Here is an 18,516-nt window from a genome sequence, read left to right as displayed (position 1 = left end):
CCTGGCCCAAGTCGAAGCCTTGCGCGCAAGCCGGACGCCTTGAGCGACCCCAACCCGGCCAGGTCAGTGCTGATCGGCCTCGCGCAACGCCCGATGATCGCTCGCCGTCTCAATCCCGAACACCCCGCTCAACGGACTGCCGATCGCCGCCAACTGTTCCGGCCCATAGGCCCCTTCATTGATCAGGTAATAGCGCAGATGCGGCTGATAGGACTCCCAGAACGCCGGCAGCTTCGGACGGATCAGCGCCCGGATGTCCGTCGCCGCCGACCAGCGCCCCGACCCACTGTAGAGCACGATCGGCAGGATCGGCGGCAACCTTACAGCCTCGACCCTGCCCAACACGTACTCTACACTCCGCATCAGTCCAACCCCGGAAACATCGATCAGGATTCCCCATGGGCCTCGCCAATCCGACCTTAGAAGATGTATGGCAGCTATTCCAGGCAACCGACCGCCGCTTTCAAGAAACCGAGCGCCTGATCAAAGAAGCCGCTCAGGAAACCGAACGTCGCTTCCAAGAAACCGAACGTCGCTTCCAGGAAACCGACCGCCGCTTCCAGGAAACCGACCGCCTCGTCAAACAACTGTCGAAAAACCTGGGCGATCTCGGCAACCGGCTCGGTGAATTCGTCGAACACCTGGTCGCCCCCGCCGTCGTGCGCCTATTCCGCACCCAGGGCATCGAAGTGCACGCCGTCTATCCCAGCGTCTCCGCCAAACGCAACGGCGAGGCCCTGGAGATCGACCTGCTGGTCGTCAACGACGGCGCCCTCGTTGCCGTCGAATGCAAAAGCAAACTCATCGAAGAACACATCGACCGACACCTGGTGCGGCTCGAAAAGCTCAAGCGCGTCCTGCCACTGTACAAGGATCATCGCGTCATGGGCGCCGTCGCCGGGATGGTCGTCACCGAGGACGTCGCCGAATACGCCATGGAGCGCGGACTGTACGTCCTCGGCCAAAACGGCGACCAGATCGAAGTACGCAACCCCAGTGGATTCAACCCAACCGTCTGGTGAGACGCCGCCGCTGTCGCCTAGCGCAACGATCGCCCGGAACGGATCGGCGCAGATGCGGCTGATAGGACTCCCAGAACGCCGGCAGCTTCGGATGGATCAGCGACCGGAGGTCCGTCGCCGCCGAAACGTGCTGATAAAGCCGTGGGTGACGGCCAACAGGTCATCGAGCGGCAGGTGTGGATACAGGACGCGCCACACTCAGGCGGACTTCTCCGAATCGGGCAACCGTAGACGCTCGACCACACGCCCGGCTTTCAGGTGCTCGCTCAGGATCTCTTCCAGATCCCGCTCATCGGCGTATGTGTACCAAACGCCATCGGGATAGACGACGATGGTCGGGCCATCGACACAGCGACCCAGACAGCCGGCCGTGTTGACGCGCACGCCGCTCGGACCCGACAGCCCCTCCTCCTTGGCGCGGCGCTTGAGATAGTCGCGCATGTTCGAGGCGTTGGATTGGGCACAGCATTGGCGACCGTCCTCGCGCCTGTTGGTGCAGAAGAAGATGTGATGACTGTAGCGCGCCATGGTCGAACTCGGGTCGTCGTGGTCGATGGATTGGGAGAGTGATTCGGTCGGAATAACGGCTTATAGAGTATCATGACGCCCCGAACACCGCTCCTTACATGACACCGAGCCGCGCCCGCGCGCTGATCGGGTGCTCCCGTCGAACGTCGTCCATCACACTTCACCGCCAAGAATCCGCCTTGAATACTCCGGTCAACCTGTCGGCCGCCCGGTCGACGCCCCGTCTCTCGAATCAGGATCTGCTCAGACTCGCCGATCAGTGCGTCAAATGCGGACTCTGTCTGCCGCACTGTCCGACCTATGCCAAGACGCGCCACGAGGGTGACTCTCCGCGCGGGCGCATCGCGCTGGTCCAGGGCTGGCTGACCGGCCAACTGGATATGACGCCCGGACTGGCTGCACATCTCGATGGCTGTCTGCTCTGTCGCGCCTGTGAGTCGGCCTGCCCGTCGCTGGTCGCCTATGGACGTCTGCTCGACGGCGCGCGGACGCAGCGCGTGGCCGAGACTCCGGCTTGGCGGCGATTCTGGACCGGACGCCGGCTCGGTGCGTTGTCGAACGCTCGGGTCATGGACGCGCTGGGACGGTGGGCCTCTGTCTATGTCGGAGCCGGACTGGCGCGGCTCGTCGAGATCGCCCGCCTGATCCGTTTCCGCTCGATCGCGACCCATCATCGTCTTCTCGGAGCGCTGGCCGTCACGGCACGCCCGGTCGCAGCACACCAGATCGACGACGCCGACCTGGATCTCTTCGTCGGCTGCTCGGGCGCGAGCGCGCAAGGCGAAGCGATCGCGGCCACGCGCATCCTCTGCGAACGGCTCGGACTCCGGGTCCGGATCGCGTCGGACGCTGTCTGCTGCGGCGCCATGCAGCGTCACAATGGTTTCCCGGAGGCCGCCGATCGTGCTCGCGAACAGTGCGCGCATGTCCACGGCGGTCGCCCGCTGGTCGGCGTCTCCAGCGCCTGTATCGCCGAACTGCGCGAGCATCCGGCACTCACCCAAGCGCAGGAGGTCTGCGATTACCTCGACCGCCGGAGCTGGCCCGAGACGCTCGTCCTGGCGCCGCTCAGACAGCGTGTGCTGGTGCACGAACCCTGCTCGCACCGGCGCCTGCTCGGGGGCAACGCCGCCGTCCATCGGCTGCTGGCACGGATTCCGGACCTCGAGGTCGCCCCCATGCCGGACAACGATCGCTGCTGCGGCGCGGCCGGAACCTATCTGCTCCAGCAGCCGGCGATGGCCGCCGCGCTGCTCGACGACAAGCTGCACCACATCCGGGACTTGAAGCCGGATATCATCGTGACCACCAATCCAGGATGCGCGCTGCATCTGCTCGCCGGGGTGCGTGAGTCCGGTCTCGACATCGAGGTCCGGCATCCGGTCGAGCTGATCGTGCGTCAGCTCCCCTCCTCCACCTGATTTGCGAGTCTTCGAATCGATGATGAACACTCAGCACGACAGCCGCCGCTATACCCCGATCGACCAGTTGCTCATCGGCGCCGATCAAGCATTACGCACGGTGTTCGGACGCCCGCGCATCACCGAGCGCAAGAATCCGGCCGCCGACCTGATGGAGGCCGAACTGCGCGAGGATCAGCGTCGGCATGTGGCACGCCTGATGCGCATCAACCACACGGGCGAGATCTGCGCCCAAGCGCTCTATCAGGGTCAGGCGCTCACCGCCAGGCTGCCCGAGACCCGTCAGCGTCTGGAGCGCTCGGCCAAGGAGGAGAACGACCATCTGGCCTGGTGCGAGGAGCGGCTGGAAGAACTCGGCGACCGCAAGAGCCTGCTCAATCCGCTCTGGTATGCCGGCTCCTTCGCGCTGGGCGCGCTGGCGGGTCTGGCGGGCGACAAATGGAGTCTCGGCTTCGTGGTCGAGACCGAACGTCAGGTCGAGGATCATCTCGACGACCATCTGACCCAGATCCCGGCCCATGACGAGAAGAGCCGCGCGATCCTGGAACGGATGAAGGCCGACGAGATCCATCATGCCCAGGTCGCCAAGTCGGCGGGCGGGGCCGACCTGCCCGCGCCCATCCGTCAGGCGATGAAGCTGACCTCGCGCGTGATGACGCGCACCGCGTACTGGGTCTGAGCGCGCTGCTCAGGGCGCCTCGCGGATCTCGAAGTCGTGTGTGACGGCAGCTGTCGCCCCAAGCATGATCGAGGCCGAGCAGTATTTCTCGGCGCTCAGCCGGATCGCCTGCTCGACCCGCTTGGGGTCGAGCCCGCGCCCGGTGACGATGAAGTGGGCGTGGATCCGGGTGAAGACCTTGGGATCCTGCTCGGCGCGCTCGGCCTCCAGCTCGACCACGCAGTCGGTGACTTGCTGACGCCCCTTGCGCAGGATCAGGAGCACATCGAACTGAGTGCAGCCGCCCATGCCGAGCAGCAGCATCTCCATCGGACGCACCCCGACATTGCGTCCCCCCAGCTCGGGCGGGCCGTCCATCACCACGCCATGCCCCGAGCCGGATTCGCCCAGCATGGCCACCCCATCGATCCACTTCACCCGTGCCTTCATCGCTCGCCCCTCATTGCCGTTGGTTGTGATCCGATTCGTCTCGACCGCCCGCGTCGGCGGCGGGGCAGGCTAGCATAAGTTCGACAAGACTACCCAGCCTGCCTAGAATCCGGTTCAGTTCCGCCCACCCACGCCACAGGTCGAGCGATGAGCACTCAGAGAGCACTGAAGGAAGAGCCCAGGTGGCTGAAGCCCTTTCTGGCGCAATGCCACACCAAGAGCTATGACAAGAACGTCGATTTCATCCGCCAGGGACAGGCCGCCGAGAGCCTCTACTACCTCATCGAAGGGTCGGTTTCGGCCCTGATGTTCGACGAGGAGGAGCGCCGCGAGCTGATGCTGGCCTATATCAACAAGGGCGAATTCATCGGCGAGATGGGGCTGTTCGTGCCGCAAAACACGCGCAGCGTCATCGTGCGGACCCGCACCCGCTGCAAGGTCGCCGAGATCAGCTATCAGCGTCTCGACCGCCTGCTCGACGACGAGCTGGCCGATGTCGCCAAGGACTTGCTCTACAGCCTCGGCGCGCAACTGTCGATGCGCTTGCAGACGACCAGTCGCAAGGTCGGACATCTGGCCTTCCTCGACGTCACCGGGCGCATCGCCGGCACCCTGCTCGATCTCTGCAAACAGCCGGACGCCATGACGCACCCGGACGGGATGCAGATCCGGGTGACGCGTCAGGAACTCGGGCGCATCGTCGGCTGCTCGCGCGAGATGGCCGGACGGGTGATGAAAACCCTGGAGGAGCAGGGTCTGGTGAGCGTCAAGGGCAAGACCATCGTGGTCTATGGCGCACGCTAGAAGAACAGCCGCGCCAGTTCGACGCCGGGATCGGGCGCACGCATGAACGCCTCGCCGACCAGGAAGGCGTTGACGCCCTGACCACGCATCCGCGCCACGTCCTCGCGGTTCAGGATACCGCTCTCGGTGACGAGCAGACGGTCCTCGGGGATCGCATCCAGCAGGCCGAGCGTGGTCTCCAGCGTCACCTCGAAGGTGCGCAGATTGCGGTTGTTGATGCCGATCAGCCGTCCGGGTACGGCGAGCGCCCGCTCCAGCTCGTCGGCGTCGTGCACCTCGACCAGCACGTCCAGCCCCAGTTCATGCGCCAGCGCGTTCAGCTCGCTCATTTGCGCATCCGACAGACAGGCCGCGATCAGCAGAATGGCATCGGCGCCGATCAGACGCGCCTCGCGCACCTGATAGGGGTCGATGATGAAGTCCTTGCGGATGACCGGCAGGGCACAGGCCGCGCGCGCTTCCTGGAGATAGGCGTCGGCGCCCTGGAAGAAATCCACATCGGTCAGCACCGAGAGACAGGCCGCGCCGCCGCGTTCATAGCTCGCGGCGATCTCGGCGGGACGAAAATCGGCACGTAGCACGCCCTTGCTGGGGCTGGCCTTCTTGACCTCGGCGATCACCGCCGGATCGCCGGCCGCGACACGCGCCTGGAGCGCGGCGGCGAAACCACGCACCGGCCCGACATCGGCCAGGGCGGCGCTCAGTTCAGCATCCGACCGGCACGTGCGACGTTCGCTGACTTCCTCGATCTTGCGCTGGACGATCTTCTTCAGGATATCCGGGGTATCAGTCATGGGCGTTTGCGTCATCTCTGAGAGGATCAATCGAAGCTCTTGGTCAGGTCGACCAGACGTTCCAGACGCCGCTGCGCCTCGCCGCTGTCGATCACCTGAGCAGCCGTCGTCACGCCCTCGGCGAGCGAATCGGCACGCCCGGCGGCATAGATGGCGGCACCGGCGTTGAGCCGCACGATGTCGCGCGCGGGTCCGGCTTCACCGGCGAGCACGCTCAGCAGCAGCGCCAGACTCTCGGCAGGGCCGGACACGCGGATCGCATCCAGCGGCGCGCGCTGGAGTCCGAAATCCTCGGGCCGCAGGCTGTAGACATGGACTTCGCCGTCGCGCAGTTCAGCGACATCCGTGCTGTCGGCGATACTGATCTCGTCGAGTCCGTCGCGCGCATGGACCACCAGCACATGCCGGCTGCCGAGCCGTTGCAGCACCAGGGCGAGCGGTTCGAGCAGCTCGGCGCTGAAGACGCCCAGCACTTGATTGGGCACCCGCGCCGGATTGGTCAGCGGCCCCAGGACGTTGAAAATGGTGCGCACGCCCAGCTCGCGCCGAGGCGTGACGGCATGCTTCATGGCGCTGTGATGACCGGGCGCGAACATGAAGCCGACCCCGACCTCGCGCACGCAGCGCGTGACCTGCTCGGGCGTGAGATCGAGCCGGATCCCGGCCGCTTCCAGCACATCGGCCGCGCCGGACTTGCTGGAGACCGAGCGGTTGCCGTGCTTGGCGACACGACAGCCGGCGGCGGCGGCGACGAACATGCTGGTGGTCGAGACGTTGAAAGTCCCCGAACAGTCGCCGCCGGTGCCGACGATATCGACCGTATGCTCGAGTCCGGAGAGTTCGACCCCGGCGGCCAGCTCGCGCATCACGGCGGCGGCGGCGGCGATCTCGGTCACGCTCTCGCCCTTCATGCGCAGCGCGACCAGAAAACCCGCGATCTGGGCCGGGGTGGCCCCGCCGGTCATGATGGTGCGCATCACCGCCGTCATCTCGTCGCTACTGAGATCACGTCGCTCGATACAGCGCGTGATGGCGTCCTTGAGCTCCATGTCAGCGATCCTCCAGGAAGTTCTGGAGCAGGCGATGGCCCTGCTCGGTGAGGATGGATTCGGGATGGAATTGCACGCCCTGGATCGGCAATGTGCGATGCCGCACCCCCATGATGCACTCGCGCGAGCCGTCCGGGTTCCGGGTCCAGGCCGTGACCTCCAGACAGTCCGGCAGGGTCTCGGGCGCGATCACCAGCGAGTGATAGCGCGTGGCCTCGAACGGATTGGGCAGAGCATTGAAGACGCCCTGATCGGTGTGATACACCGGCGAGGTCTTGCCGTGCATGACCTCGGGCGCCTTGACGATGCGCCCGCCGAAGGCCTGCCCGATCGACTGATGCCCCAGACAGACGCCTAGGATCGGCACCTCGTCGGCCAGACGCTCGATCAGGGCCACCGAGATGCCGGCCTCGTGCGGCGTACAGGGTCCGGGCGAGATCACGACCCGCTCGGGCGCGAGCGCGACCGCTTCCTCGACCGTCAGCTCGTCGTTGCGGACGACCCTCACCTCGGCGCCCAGCTCGCCGAAATACTGCACCAGGTTGTAGGTGAAGGAATCGTAGTTGTCGATCATCAGCAGCATAGACAGGGCATCCAGGAATTCTTGGGCGACGGCGCATTCTCGCCGAAACGCCCTGCGAACGAAACCGGCGTGATACGCCATTCGCCCGAACGCCCGCGATTCATGGTTCAATAGCGGCTCGACCCGAGTTCCATTCCGCAAGCGTGAGAACAATCGATGGATGTCGAACTGATCGAGATCCAGGAATTCCTGGCCAGTCATCCGCCGTTCGATCAACTGCCCGAGGAGACGCTGGCCCGTCTTCCGCGCCGTCTGTCGGTGCGCTATTTCCGTCGCGGCACGCCCTTTCCGCCCGAGGCGACCGACTCGCCCTGTCTCTACATCCTGCGCCGCGGTGCGGTGGAGCTGCGCAATCCGCGCGGCGATCTGGTCGGCAAGCTGGCCGAGGGCGATCTGTGCGAGCAGAACTGTCGCGCCGAGGCCGATGAGCCGCGCTTCCAGGGCAATACCGCCGAGGACACACTCGTCTATGCCCTGCCCTGCTCGGACCTGACCGAACTGCGCGCCGCGCATCCGTCTTTCGCCGAACACTTCGATCAGTCGACCTCGCGCCGACTGCGCAAGGCGCTCGACGTCGTCACCGAGTCACCGTCCAGCGGCACCGGACTCATGACGGTGCGGGTGCGCGACATGGTCCGACGCGGCCCCATCGCCACCGGCCCGGAGACCAGCATCCGCGAGGCCGCGCGTCTCATGTCCGAGCATCATGTCTCCTCGCTGCTGATCATGGACGGCGAGCGACTGGCCGGCATGATCACCGACCGCGATCTGCGCAACCGCTGTGTCGCGGCCGGACTGGCGACCGACCAGCCGGTGCGAGCGATCATGACCGAGAAGCTGACCACGGTGGACATGGACACCCTGGGCTTCCAGGCGCTCATCGCCATGACCCGGCTCAACATCCATCATCTGCCGGTGGTGGAGAACGGGCGGGTCGTGGGGCTGATCTCCTCGACCGACTTCACCCGTTTCCAGAGCGCCAACTCGATCTATCTGGTCGGCGACATCCATCGCGCCGACTCCATCGAGACCCTGGCCCAGATCGGAGCCAAGATCGCCGAGTTGCAGGTGCATCTGATCCTGGGCGGAGCGACGGCGACCCAGGTCGGACAGGCGATCAGCGCCATCACCGATGCCATCACGTTGCGTCTGATCGAGCTGGCCGAGGCCGATCTCGGCGCGCCGCCCGTGCCCTATGCCTGGCTGCTGGGCGGCTCGCAGGCGCGGCGCGAGCAGTCCGCACACTCCGATCAGGACAACGCGCTCCTGATCTCAGACGAGGCCAAGCCCGAGGACGACGCCTATTTCGCCGCCCTGGCCCGCTTCGTCAACGATGGACTCCATGCCTGCGGTTTCGTCTACTGTCCCGGCGACGTCATGGCGAGCAATCCCAAGTGGCGTCAGACGCTGCGGATCTGGAACAAGTATTTCTCCAACTGGATCCTCAAACCCGAGCCGATGGCGCTGATGCTGTCGAATGTCTTCTTCGACATGCGCTCGCTGCATGACCCCAACGGACTGTGCGAGGAGCTGCACGAGCGCATCATCGAGAAGTCGCGCGCCAACCGCATCTTCATCGCCTACATGGCGGCCAATGCGCTCAAGAACCGTCCGCCGCTCGGTTTCTTCCGCAACATCGTGCTGATCCAGGGCGGCGATCACGACCACACGCTCGACATCAAGCATCGCGGCCTCATCCCCATCATCGATCTGGCGCGCGTCTATGCGCTCTCGGCCGGGATCATGGAGAACAACACCAACGAGCGCCTCCAGACCGCCGCCGAACGCGGGGCGCTCAGTCGCGACGGCGCGGCCAATCTGATCGACGCGCTCGAACTCATCGCCACCCTGCGCATGCGCCATCAGGCCCAGCAACTGCGCAACGGCGAGAAGCCCGACAACTTTCTCGCGCCCGACGCCCTCTCGCCGCTGGAGCGCGGGCATCTGAAGGAGGCCTTCGTCTTGATCAACACCATGCAGGAGTCGCTCGGCCAGCGCTATCAGACCGGGCGCTTCGCCTGATCGCCAGAGACTCGACACCATGCCGATCCTGAGCGACTGGAGACGACGCTGGCGTCACCGGCGCACCCCGCCCGGCCCGCTGCGCGACTATCTGGACCAGCCGTTGCCGAGCCCGCGCGCCGACTATCGCGAAGTCGACTATCTGGCCATCGACCTGGAGACGACCGGACTCGATCAGCGTCAGGATCTGATCCTGAGCGTCGGCTATGTCGTGCTCCACGGTCCGGAGATCGATCTGTCGACCGCGCGCCATCATCTGGTGCGCATCGATCGCTCCATCCCGGAAGCCAGCGCCGTGATCCATCAGATCACCGACGATCAGGCCGCCACCGGACGCGAACTGGAAGACGTCCTCGGCGAAACCCTCGCCGCGCTCGCCGGACGGGTGATGATCGCGCACCATGCCAGCATCGAGCAGGGCTTCCTGTCCAACGCCTGCAAACGCTGCTGGGGGCAGGCACTGCCGCTGCGCATCGTCGACACCCAGACCCTGGCCCATCGCACCCTGGAGCGACGCCAGATCCCGTTCAAAGCCTCGGATCTGCGCCTGCACGCACTCACCAGCCGCTACAATCTGCCGCGCCACGGCGCCCACAACGCCCTGAGCGACGCGCTCTCGGCCGCCGAACTCTTCCTGGCCCAGGCCGCCTATCGCGACGACGGACGCCGGCTGCGTCTGTCGGAATTCCTGTGCTGAGGGCCGCGCATTCGTCGACTCGGCTGGATCGTCGCTCAGTCGACGGTTTACTATTGTCGCGTTTCGACCCTGGGTCGGCGTCGTCGAGACTCCGTCGTCGGCGTGACTCCGACTCGTGCAACACACCATCGAAGAGATCGAGGAGATCAGATCCATGTCGGAAGAAAAGGTCTATCCGGTTCCAGCGGCGATCGCCGCCAACGCCCACATCAACGCCGAGCAGTACGCGGCCATGTACCAGCGTTCGATCGACGACCCGTCCGGCTTCTGGGCCGAACAGGCCGAGCAGTTCGTGACCTGGAGCAAGACGTGGGACTCGGTCATGGACTACAGCTACCAGGCCGAAGACCTGCACATCAAGTGGTTCCAGGGCGGCAAGCTCAACGTCTCTTACAACTGCCTCGATCGTCATCTGGAGACGCGCGGCGATCAGGTCGCCATCATCTGGGAAGGCGACGATCCGAACGTCGATCGCAAGATCACCTATCGCGAGTTGCACGAGGAAGTCTGCCGTCTGGCCAACGTCCTCAAGTCGCGCGGCGTCGACAAGGGCGACCGGGTCTGCATCTATCTGCCGATGATCCCCGAAGCCGCCGTCGCCATGCTGGCCTGCACCCGCATCGGCGCGGTGCACTCGATCGTCTTCGGCGGCTTCTCGCCCGACTCGCTGCGCGACCGCGTGCTCGACTCCGAGTGCAAGCTGGTCATCACCTCGGATGAGAGCGTGCGCGGCGGACGTCACATCCCGCTCAAGAAGAATGCCGACATCGCCATGCGTGAGTGCCCGAACGTCGACACCGTGATCGTGGTGCGTCGCACCGGCGGCAACGTCGACTGGGTCGAGGGCCGCGACATCTGGTACGACGAGTCCATCGCCGCCGCCGCCACCGAGTGCGCCCCCGTGGATATGGACGCTGAGGATCCGCTGTTCATCCTCTACACCTCGGGTTCGACCGGCAAGCCCAAGGGCGCCCTGCACACCACCGGCGGCTATCTGGTCTATGCCGCCATGACCCACAAGTACACCTTCGACTACCAGGACGGCGAGATCTACTGGTGTACCGCCGACGTCGGCTGGGTCACGGGTCACACCTACATCGTCTATGGCCCGCTGGCCAATGGCGCCACCTCGGTCATGTTCGAGGGCATCCCGAACTATCCGGACATGTCGCGCTTCTGGGACGTGGTCGACAAGCACAATGTCTCCATCTTCTACACCGCGCCGACCGCCATCCGCTCGCTGATGCGCGCCGGCGAGGAGCCGGTCAAGAAGACCTCGCGCAAGTCGCTGCGCATCCTGGGTTCGGTCGGCGAGCCGATCAACCCGGAAGCCTGGGAGTGGTACTACCGCGTGGTCGGCGAGGAGCGCTGCCCGATCGTCGACACCTGGTGGCAGACCGAGACCGGCGGCCATCTGATCACCCCGCTGCCGGGCGCCACCGCGCTCAAGCCGGGTTCGGCCAGCCGGCCCTTCTTCGGCGTGGTGCCGGCGCTGGTCGATGCCTCCACGGGCGTACCGATCGAGGGCGAGGGTGAAGGCGCGCTGGTCATCAGCCGGCCCTGGCCGGGTCAGATGCGCACCGTCTACGGCGACCATCAGCGCTATATCGACACCTACTTCAAGCAGTATCCGGGCTACTATTTCACCGGCGACGGCGCGCGCCGCGACGCCGACGGCTACTACTGGATCACCGGCCGTATCGACGACGTGCTCAACGTCTCGGGCCACCGTCTCGGCACCGCCGAGATCGAGTCGGCGCTGGTGCTGCATCCGCATGTCGCCGAGGCGGCCGTGGTCGGCTATCCGCACGACCTCAAGGGTCAGGGCATCTATGCCTATGTCACCCCGATGGCCGGCGTCGAGCCGACCGACGAGCTGAAGAAGGAACTGGTGTCCCTGGTGCGCGGTGAGATCGGCCCGATCGCCATCGTCGACATCATCCAGTGGGCGCCGGGTCTGCCCAAGACCCGTTCGGGCAAGATCATGCGCCGCATCCTGCGCAAGATCGCGGCCAACGAGATCGACTCGCTCGGCGACACCTCCACCCTGGCCGATCCGACCGTGGTCGAGGATCTGATCGAGAACCGCGCCGTCAAGTAAGGCGCGCGCAGCACACGGCCCGGCTCGTCCGGGCCGCGTCTTTCGTCTCGAAGGGACTGGGTCGCAAGACCAACAGGGATTGCAATTGATTGACTTATGAAACGCTTCAAGCCGCGTCTCACCAGCCGTTCGGCTCGGATACGAGACCGTGAAACTGGACGGTACCGTTTTTTCAGCATTGGACGCGGTTTGAACCCATCATCTCCAGAGGTTCACTTTGTCTTCGAGTTTTCGAGTTGGAGTCTTCGTCGACGCCGAAAACGTGCGTTACAACGGCGGCTATCAGATGCGTTACGACATCCTGCGCCGTTTCGCCGCACGCGAGGGCGGCGTATTACAACGTCTCAACACCTACATGGCCTATGATGCCGAGCGCGCGCGCGAGGACTTCGAGTACAAGAAAAAGGCTCATGCTTATCAACAGATGGTGCGCGACTTCGGCTGGAAGATCACCGCCAAGACCGTGCGCCGCTACACTGACGACAAAGGCAACATCACCACCAAGGCCAACGCCGATCTCGACATGGCGGTCGATGCCATGCTCCAGGCCAATCGGCTCGATCAGGTGCTGCTGGTCACGGGCGACGGGGACTTCCTGCAGGTCGTCGAGGCGCTGCAGAATGCCGGCTGCCGGGTCGAGCTGATCGGCTTCAAGAATGTCTCGCGTCTGCTCCAGCAGCGGGTCGATGCCTTCTATTCGGGCTTCGTCATCCCGGACCTGCTGCCCGTCCACTATGAGCCGCGCAACGAATGGGGCAAGCCCGGTTCCTGCGTGCGCGGGGTCTGCACCAAGTGGTTCCCCGACAAGGGGTATGGTTTCCTGCGATTCATGAACCAGATCTCGAACAATCTCTGGATCACGGACCCGCGCGAGCCCGACTCGCCCTATGTCAGCGTCTTCTGTCATGCCAACGAGGTCGCCGACGAGGTGACGGAGGATCTGCTGATGAATCGCGAGACCATCCTGGAGTTCTATGTCAACGAGAGCGAACAGAAGGACAACGGGTTGGTCGCCAACAACGTGAGACTGGCGTTCTCGGTCAACCGTTAGCGGATACGCGCCATAAGGGGCCGCCGATGCCGAAGGATCAAGCCATGCTCAAACCCTCCGGACTAGCCTGGCGACTAGTCAAGGACCAGCTCATCTCCGAGTCCCAGATGCAGGCGGCCTATCAGGATGCGCGGTCCAAGGGACGGACTTTCGTGCAGCATCTGGTCGAGGAGAAGATCCTCGACAGCCGCCGCATCGCCATCGTGGCCTCGCAGGAGTTCGGCGTTCCCCTGCTCGACCTGGAGGCCTTCGATATCTCGAATCTGCCGCCCAATCTGGTCGAAGAGCGCCTGATCACCAAGCATCGCGCACTGCCGCTCATGCGGCGCGGCAACCGGCTCTTTCTGGCGATCTCCGACCCCACCAACGATCAGGCGCTCGAAGAGATCCGCTTTCACACCGGATTGGCCACCGATCCCATCCTGGTCGAGGACGGCAAGCTCGGCGCGGCCATCCATAAGGCGATCCAGGCCCAGGATACGAGCACCGTCGGCGACTTCGCCGACGCCGACCTGGAAAAGCTGGAGGTCGAGGGCGGCGAGGAAGAAGACACCGAGAACCTGGAAGCAGCCATCGATGAAGCGCCGATCGTGCGCTACGTCAACAAGATCCTGGTCGATGCCATCAGTTCTGGAGCTTCGGACATCCATTTCGAGCCGTTCGAGAAATTCTTCCGCATCCGCTTCCGTCAGGACGGTCTGCTGCGCGAGGTCGCCAGTCCGCCGCTCAACATCGCCAATCGGCTGACCTCGCGTCTGAAGGTCATGTCGCGCATGAACATCGCCGAGCGGCGCGTGCCCCAGGACGGACGCATCAAGCTCAAGCTCAGCCGCAATCGCGACATCGATTTTCGCGTCAATACGCTGCCGACCATCTATGGCGAGAAGATCGTGCTGCGGATCCTCGATTCCAGCTCGGCCCAGGTCGGCATCGACGCACTCGGCTTCGAACCCGAACAGCGCGACAACTTTCTCAAGGCCATCAAGAAACCCTATGGCATGATCCTGGTGACAGGGCCGACCGGCTCGGGCAAGACGGTCTCGCTCTACACCGCGCTCAACATCCTCAACGACCCCGAGATCAACATCTCCACGGTCGAGGATCCGGTCGAGATCCAGGTGCCCGGCATCAATCAGGTCAACCTCAACCCCAAGAGCGGCCTGACCTTCGCCGCCGCGTTGCGCGCCTTCCTGCGCCAGGATCCGGACATCATCATGGTCGGCGAGATCCGCGACCTGGAGACGGCCGAGATCGCGGTCAAGGCCGCCCAGACCGGACACCTGGTGCTCTCGACCCTGCACACCAACGACGCGCCCCAGACCCTGACCCGTCTGGCCAACATGGGCGTGCCGCCGTTCAACATCGCCTCTTCGGTGCTGCTGATCATGGCTCAGCGTCTGGCACGGCGACTGTGCGTGCACTGCCGTGAAAAGGTGGATCTGCCGCGCGCGGCGTTGCTGGAAGAGGGCTTCACCGAACAGGAGATCGACGAGGGTCTGACCATCTATGGTCCCGTCGGGTGCGACAAGTGCAACAAGGGCTATCGCGGGCGTGTCGGTATCTTCCAGGTGATGCCGATCTCGGAGGAGACCTCGAGTCTGATCCTGGAGGGCGGAAACGCCATGCAACTGGCCGCACAGGCCCGACGCGAGGGGATCGCCGATCTGCGCGCCTCCGGACTGCGCAAGGTCAAGGCCGGACTCATCAGCCTGGAAGAAGTCAACCGGGTCACGACGGAATAACCTTCCACGGAGCGCACCATCATGGCACTCGCCACAGCAAGCAAGGTCAAACCGAAGCCCAAAACAGAGGAAGCCAAGGTCTTCACCTGGGAGGGCACCGACCGGCGCGGGTCGCGGGTCAAGGGTGAGTCGCGGGCCGCCAACATCAATGCGGTGCGCGCCGATCTGCGCCGCCAGGGCGTCAACCCGACCAAGGTCAAGGCCAAGCCCAAGCCGCTGTTCGGCGGCGGCAAGAAGAAGATCACGGGGCAGGATCTCTCGATCTTCACCCGTCAGCTCGCCACCATGATGTCGGCGGGCGTGCCCCTGGTGCAGGCCTTCGACATCGTCGGACGCGGACACGAGAACCCGGCGATGCAGGACATCATCCTCGCCATCAAGCAGGACATCGAGAGCGGCACGGCGATGTCGATCGCCATGGCCAAGCATCCGCTCTATTTCGACGATCTGGTGTGCAGTCTGGTCGCGGCCGGCGAGCAGGCCGGTGTGCTCGACGTGCTGCTCGACAAGATCGCGACCTACAAGGAGAAGACCGAGTCGATCAAGGGCAAGATCAAGAAGGCGCTCTTCTATCCGGCCGCCGTCATCGTGGTGGCCGTGGTCGTCACGGTCGTCATCCTGCTGTTCGTCATCCCGCAGTTCAAGGAACTGTTCTCGAGTTTCGGCGCGGATCTGCCGGCCTTCACGCTCATGGTCATCGGGCTCTCGGATTTGATCCGTGAGTGGTGGTGGGCCTTCTTCGGCGGCGTCGGAGCGCTCGTCTATGCCATCGCCTATGTCTTCAAGCGCTCGCGCGCCTTTCGCGAGATGATCGACCGTGCCAGCCTCAAGATCCCGATCATCGGCGCCATCCTGAACAAGGCGGCCATCGCCCGCTTTGCGCGCACGCTCTCGACCATGTTCGCCGCCGGTGTGCCCCTGGTCGAGGCGCTGCAATCGGTCTCGGGCGCGACCGGCAACGTCGTCTATCAGGACGCGGTGATGAAGATGCGCGAAGAGGTCGCCACGGGTCAGTCGCTGCAACTGGCCATGCGCCAGCGCGATCTCTTTCCGCACATGGTCATCCAGATGACCGCGATCGGCGAGGAGTCGGGCGCGCTCGACGACATGCTGGGCAAGGTCGCCGACTTCTACGAGGAACAGGTCGACAACGCGGTCGACAGTCTGAGCAGTCTGCTGGAACCCATGATCATGGTCGTCATCGGCGGTCTGGTCGGAAGTCTGGTGGTGGCCATGTATCTGCCGATCTTCAAGCTGGCCGCTGTCGTCTAAGCCGTTTCAGGAGCCTTGCCAAACACCATGTCCACACCCGCCTGGCTGGAACTGCTCCAGACGAACCCCTGGCTCTTGTATACGAGCGCCGTGCTGCTCGGACTCATCCTCGGCAGCTTTCTCAACGTCGTCATCCTGCGTCTGCCGCGCATGATGGAAGCCGGCTGGCGACGCGATTGCGCCGAACTCCTGAGTCCGGACGGGACGGCGCCGGAGACCGATGAGCCGCCGCTCAGTCTGTCGAAACCGGCCTCGACCTGTCCGAGCTGCGGGCATCGGATTCGCGTCCACGAGAATATCCCGGTCCTGAGCTATCTGTGGCTGCGTGGACGCTGTTCGGAGTGCAAGACACGGATCAGCCTGCGCTATCCGCTCGTCGAAGCCTTCACGGCACTCCTGACCCTGATCGTGGTGGTTCAGTTCGGTCCGACCTGGCAGGCGGCGGCTGCACTGCTCCTGACCTGGTCGCTGATTGCGCTCGCCGTCATCGATCTCGACACCCAGCTCCTGCCCGACAGTATCACCTTGCCCTTCCTGTGGCTGGGGCTGTTCCTGAGTCTGTTCGGGCTCTTCACCGACAGCCAGAGCGCCATCATCGGCGCCGTCGCCGGCTATCTGAGTCTGTGGGTCGTCTTCCAGTTGTTCCGGCTCGCCACCGGCAAGGAGGGCATGGGCTATGGCGACTTCAAGCTGCTGGCGCTGCTCGGAGCCTGGCTCGGCTGGTCGGCGCTGCCGCAGATCATCCTGCTCTCGGCGCTGGTCGGCGCTCTGGTCGGGGTCGGGCTGATCCTGAGCGGCCGGCACGAGTCGGGCAAGCCGCTGCCTTTCGGTCCCTATCTGGCCGCCGCCGGCTGGATCAGTCTGATCTGGGGCGAGACGATCAATGGCGCCTATCTGCGTCTGAGCGGGCTGGCGTGAGCGGTGTAGGTCTGGTCGTCGCCCTGACCGGCGGCATCGGCAGTGGCAAGACCACGGTGGCCGACCGGCTCGCCGAGCTGGGGGCCGGGGTCATCGACACCGATGAGATCTCGCGGGCGCTGACGGCGCGTGACGGCGCGGCCCTGGAACCCATCACCGCCGCTTTTGGGCCGGACATCCGGCTCGCCGACGGCACGCTCGATCGAACGCGGCTGCGCCGGATCGTCTTCGCTGACCCGAGCGCACGCGCCCGGCTCGAATCCATCCTCCATCCGCTCATCGAAGCGACCATGCTCGAACGGCTGGCCGGACTCCAGACCGAATATGCCGTGCTGGTGATCCCGCTGCTGTTCGAGACCGGGCAGGAGCGTCATGCCGATCGCGTGCTGGTGGTCGACGTGCCCGAGTCGGTCCAGATCGCGCGCGTCATGCAGCGTAGCGGTCTGTCCGAAGCCGAGGTGCGGCGCATCATCGCCAGCCAGATCCCACGCCAGGAGCGCAACGCCCGCGCCGACGATCTCATCGACAACAGCGGCGAGCGCGCGGCGCTGGAACCCCGTCTCCACGAACTGCACATGACCTATACCCGGATCGCCGCCGGGCGATAGCCTTCCATACACGTCGAAATGCTCGAATCAAGCGACAGACGTGCTTTTTACCTCGAAAACCTTGCCTGATGTGTAAAATTCATTGTATAAATGCGCCAGCGTCATACACGATAAAAACGTGACGCCACCCGCTTGCAGCACATTCTGTTTTGCGAATTCCGCTAAAACTCCACAAAGACTGTAAAAGCAAGCATTCGCCCCTGAAACGGTATTCGAATCGGTTCCGAGCCTGCATCGCATCAATCACGAATCGAGCTTCAATCAAGACCTTTCCGGCACGGCAAAGACCACGGTTCGAAGGGAGACTCAACGATGCACAGATCACGGCCCCTGATTGCCCAACCCGCTCTGCTGACTGCCGCGCTTCCGCTGCTCGCCCTGACCTGGCAACCCGCCATGGGCGCTTCCGAGTGCAAGGGACTGGCACAGGACGTCTGCGTGACCAATGAGAACTGTCGCTGGATGGACGGCTATACCCGCAAGGACGGCATCCAGGTATCGAGCCACTGCCGTCTGTCCAAGCCACGCAAGAAAGACGCGGCCGAGATCCAGGCCAAGGCCGATACGCCGGTCGACACAAAACCAGAGACCGTGACCGCAGAGGTCAAACCTGAGACGGTCACAGCGGACGTCAAGCCCGAGACGATGAAGGCAGACGCCAAACCCGAAACGGTCGCGGCAGATGTCAAACCTGAGGCGGCGACGACGGACACTCCAACCGAGACCGCGACCACGACCAACTGACCTCGACCCAGGTGCCCGTCTCGAACGGCGGGCATCTGAAGCCATCTCGTAC

Annotated in this window: 19 protein-coding genes; 13 read left to right on the top strand and 6 right to left on the bottom strand. The window is 64.5% G+C overall.

What is annotated here, in order from left to right; genetic code table 11:
• Positions 1 to 63 precede the first annotated feature (63 nt).
• Positions 64 to 318 carry a hypothetical protein gene (locus HW932_RS10075; RefSeq protein ID WP_176976353.1) on the bottom strand — a complete coding sequence of 85 codons (255 nt, stop codon included), beginning with the start codon at positions 316 to 318 and terminating at the stop codon, positions 64 to 66.
• A gap of 80 nt (positions 319 to 398) precedes the next feature.
• Here HW932_RS10075 and HW932_RS10070 point away from each other — a divergent pair, with 80 nt between their 5' ends.
• Positions 399 to 1,022, top strand: coding sequence for a DUF3782 domain-containing protein (locus tag HW932_RS10070; protein ID WP_176976352.1), 624 nt, complete (start codon positions 399 to 401; stop codon positions 1,020 to 1,022).
• 198 nt (positions 1,023 to 1,220) lie between these two features.
• On the opposite strand, the gene HW932_RS10065 is transcribed toward HW932_RS10070, so the two are convergent.
• Positions 1,221 to 1,550, bottom strand: coding sequence for a (2Fe-2S) ferredoxin domain-containing protein (locus tag HW932_RS10065; RefSeq protein ID WP_176976351.1), 330 nt, complete (start codon positions 1,548 to 1,550; stop codon positions 1,221 to 1,223).
• 179 nt (positions 1,551 to 1,729) lie between these two features.
• Between HW932_RS10065 and HW932_RS10060 the strand changes: the two genes are divergently transcribed.
• On the top strand, positions 1,730 to 2,971 hold the full coding sequence (locus HW932_RS10060; protein WP_176976350.1) for a (Fe-S)-binding protein: 1,242 nt from the start codon (positions 1,730 to 1,732) through the stop codon (positions 2,969 to 2,971).
• A 19-nt stretch (positions 2,972 to 2,990) separates the two neighbouring features.
• A complete protein-coding gene (gene coq7 / locus HW932_RS10055) occupies positions 2,991 to 3,650 on the top strand; it encodes a 2-polyprenyl-3-methyl-6-methoxy-1,4-benzoquinone monooxygenase (protein ID WP_176976349.1) in 660 nt (219 codons plus the stop codon).
• Positions 3,651 to 3,659: 9 nt separating this feature from the next.
• Here coq7 and HW932_RS10050 read toward each other — a convergent pair whose 3' ends face one another.
• Positions 3,660 to 4,079, bottom strand: coding sequence for an OsmC family protein (locus tag HW932_RS10050; RefSeq protein WP_176976348.1), 420 nt, complete (start codon positions 4,077 to 4,079; stop codon positions 3,660 to 3,662).
• 147 nt (positions 4,080 to 4,226) lie between these two features.
• Here HW932_RS10050 and crp point away from each other — a divergent pair, with 147 nt between their 5' ends.
• Complete coding sequence (crp, locus tag HW932_RS10045) at positions 4,227 to 4,883, top strand: cAMP-activated global transcriptional regulator CRP (protein ID WP_176976347.1); 657 nt, start codon at positions 4,227 to 4,229, stop codon at positions 4,881 to 4,883.
• Here crp and trpC read toward each other — a convergent pair.
• Genes trpC through HW932_RS10030 form a run of 3 tightly spaced genes read right to left on the bottom strand, consistent with a single transcriptional unit; the run spans position 4,880 to position 7,309 of the window.
• Positions 4,880 to 5,677 carry an indole-3-glycerol phosphate synthase TrpC gene (trpC, locus tag HW932_RS10040; protein ID WP_176976346.1) on the bottom strand — a complete coding sequence of 266 codons (798 nt, stop codon included), beginning with the start codon at positions 5,675 to 5,677 and terminating at the stop codon, positions 4,880 to 4,882. The genes crp and trpC overlap by 4 nt on opposite strands.
• Before the next feature lie 26 nt (positions 5,678 to 5,703).
• Positions 5,704 to 6,726, bottom strand: coding sequence for an anthranilate phosphoribosyltransferase (trpD, locus tag HW932_RS10035; RefSeq protein ID WP_176976345.1), 1,023 nt, complete (start codon positions 6,724 to 6,726; stop codon positions 5,704 to 5,706).
• Position 6,727: 1 nt separating this feature from the next.
• The gene (locus HW932_RS10030) at positions 6,728 to 7,309 is read right to left on the bottom strand and encodes an anthranilate synthase component II (RefSeq protein ID WP_176976344.1); all 582 of its coding nucleotides are present in this window, start codon (positions 7,307 to 7,309) and stop codon (positions 6,728 to 6,730) included.
• Positions 7,310 to 7,465: 156 nt separating this feature from the next.
• Here HW932_RS10030 and HW932_RS10025 point away from each other — a divergent pair, with 156 nt between their 5' ends.
• From HW932_RS10025 to HW932_RS09985, 9 genes are all read left to right on the top strand, one after another.
• A complete protein-coding gene (locus HW932_RS10025; RefSeq protein WP_176976343.1) occupies positions 7,466 to 9,331 on the top strand; it encodes a putative nucleotidyltransferase substrate binding domain-containing protein in 1,866 nt (621 codons plus the stop codon).
• 19 nt (positions 9,332 to 9,350) lie between these two features.
• Entirely contained in the window at positions 9,351 to 10,028 is a 678-nt protein-coding gene (locus tag HW932_RS10020; RefSeq protein WP_176976342.1) for an exonuclease domain-containing protein, read from the top strand.
• A 154-nt stretch (positions 10,029 to 10,182) separates the two neighbouring features.
• On the top strand, positions 10,183 to 12,129 hold the full coding sequence (gene acs, locus HW932_RS10015) for an acetate--CoA ligase (protein ID WP_176976341.1): 1,947 nt from the start codon (positions 10,183 to 10,185) through the stop codon (positions 12,127 to 12,129).
• A 217-nt stretch (positions 12,130 to 12,346) separates the two neighbouring features.
• Positions 12,347 to 13,180, top strand: coding sequence for a LabA-like NYN domain-containing protein (locus HW932_RS10010; protein WP_176976340.1), 834 nt, complete (start codon positions 12,347 to 12,349; stop codon positions 13,178 to 13,180).
• 26 nt (positions 13,181 to 13,206) lie between these two features.
• Positions 13,207 to 14,922, top strand: coding sequence for a type IV-A pilus assembly ATPase PilB (pilB, locus tag HW932_RS10005; protein WP_176976339.1), 1,716 nt, complete (start codon positions 13,207 to 13,209; stop codon positions 14,920 to 14,922).
• 21 nt (positions 14,923 to 14,943) lie between these two features.
• Positions 14,944 to 16,194, top strand: coding sequence for a type II secretion system F family protein (locus tag HW932_RS10000; protein ID WP_186350691.1), 1,251 nt, complete (start codon positions 14,944 to 14,946; stop codon positions 16,192 to 16,194).
• A 27-nt stretch (positions 16,195 to 16,221) separates the two neighbouring features.
• Positions 16,222 to 17,112, top strand: coding sequence for a prepilin peptidase (locus HW932_RS09995; RefSeq protein WP_176976338.1), 891 nt, complete (start codon positions 16,222 to 16,224; stop codon positions 17,110 to 17,112).
• Positions 17,109 to 17,720 carry a dephospho-CoA kinase gene (coaE, locus tag HW932_RS09990; RefSeq protein WP_176976337.1) on the top strand — a complete coding sequence of 204 codons (612 nt, stop codon included), beginning with the start codon at positions 17,109 to 17,111 and terminating at the stop codon, positions 17,718 to 17,720. The genes HW932_RS09995 and coaE overlap by 4 nt, the downstream gene beginning before the upstream one ends.
• Positions 17,721 to 18,032: 312 nt before the next feature.
• Positions 18,033 to 18,464 carry a hypothetical protein gene (locus HW932_RS09985; RefSeq protein ID WP_176976336.1) on the top strand — a complete coding sequence of 144 codons (432 nt, stop codon included), beginning with the start codon at positions 18,033 to 18,035 and terminating at the stop codon, positions 18,462 to 18,464.
• Positions 18,465 to 18,516 lie beyond the last annotated feature (52 nt).

This window comes from Allochromatium humboldtianum (genome assembly GCF_013385175.1).
GTDB lineage: Bacteria > Pseudomonadota > Gammaproteobacteria > Chromatiales > Chromatiaceae > Thermochromatium > Thermochromatium humboldtianum.
This window is presented reverse-complemented; position numbering and strand designations above follow the sequence as displayed.

Bases quoted from the DNA above. Each gene is read 5' to 3' on its own strand.
- HW932_RS09995 (WP_176976338.1), top strand. From the start codon at position 16,222: ATGTCCACACCCGCCTGGCTGGAACTGCTCCAGACGAACCCCTGGCTC.
- HW932_RS10000 (WP_186350691.1), top strand. From the start codon at position 14,944: ATGGCACTCGCCACAGCAAGCAAGGTCAAACCGAAGCCCAAAACAGAG.
- HW932_RS09985 (WP_176976336.1), top strand. From the start codon at position 18,033: ATGCACAGATCACGGCCCCTGATTGCCCAACCCGCTCTGCTGACTGCC.
- coq7 (WP_176976349.1), top strand. From the start codon at position 2,991: ATGATGAACACTCAGCACGACAGCCGCCGCTATACCCCGATCGACCAG.
- HW932_RS10020 (WP_176976342.1), top strand. From the start codon at position 9,351: ATGCCGATCCTGAGCGACTGGAGACGACGCTGGCGTCACCGGCGCACC.
- trpD (WP_176976345.1), bottom strand. From the start codon at position 6,726: ATGGAGCTCAAGGACGCCATCACGCGCTGTATCGAGCGACGTGATCTC.
- pilB (WP_176976339.1), top strand. From the start codon at position 13,207: ATGCCGAAGGATCAAGCCATGCTCAAACCCTCCGGACTAGCCTGGCGA.
- HW932_RS10030 (WP_176976344.1), bottom strand. From the start codon at position 7,309: ATGCTGCTGATGATCGACAACTACGATTCCTTCACCTACAACCTGGTG.
- HW932_RS10050 (WP_176976348.1), bottom strand. From the start codon at position 4,079: ATGAAGGCACGGGTGAAGTGGATCGATGGGGTGGCCATGCTGGGCGAA.
- HW932_RS10070 (WP_176976352.1), top strand. From the start codon at position 399: ATGGGCCTCGCCAATCCGACCTTAGAAGATGTATGGCAGCTATTCCAG.
- trpC (WP_176976346.1), bottom strand. From the start codon at position 5,677: ATGACTGATACCCCGGATATCCTGAAGAAGATCGTCCAGCGCAAGATC.
- acs (WP_176976341.1), top strand. From the start codon at position 10,183: ATGTCGGAAGAAAAGGTCTATCCGGTTCCAGCGGCGATCGCCGCCAAC.
- HW932_RS10065 (WP_176976351.1), bottom strand. From the start codon at position 1,550: ATGGCGCGCTACAGTCATCACATCTTCTTCTGCACCAACAGGCGCGAG.
- crp (WP_176976347.1), top strand. From the start codon at position 4,227: ATGAGCACTCAGAGAGCACTGAAGGAAGAGCCCAGGTGGCTGAAGCCC.
- HW932_RS10025 (WP_176976343.1), top strand. From the start codon at position 7,466: ATGGATGTCGAACTGATCGAGATCCAGGAATTCCTGGCCAGTCATCCG.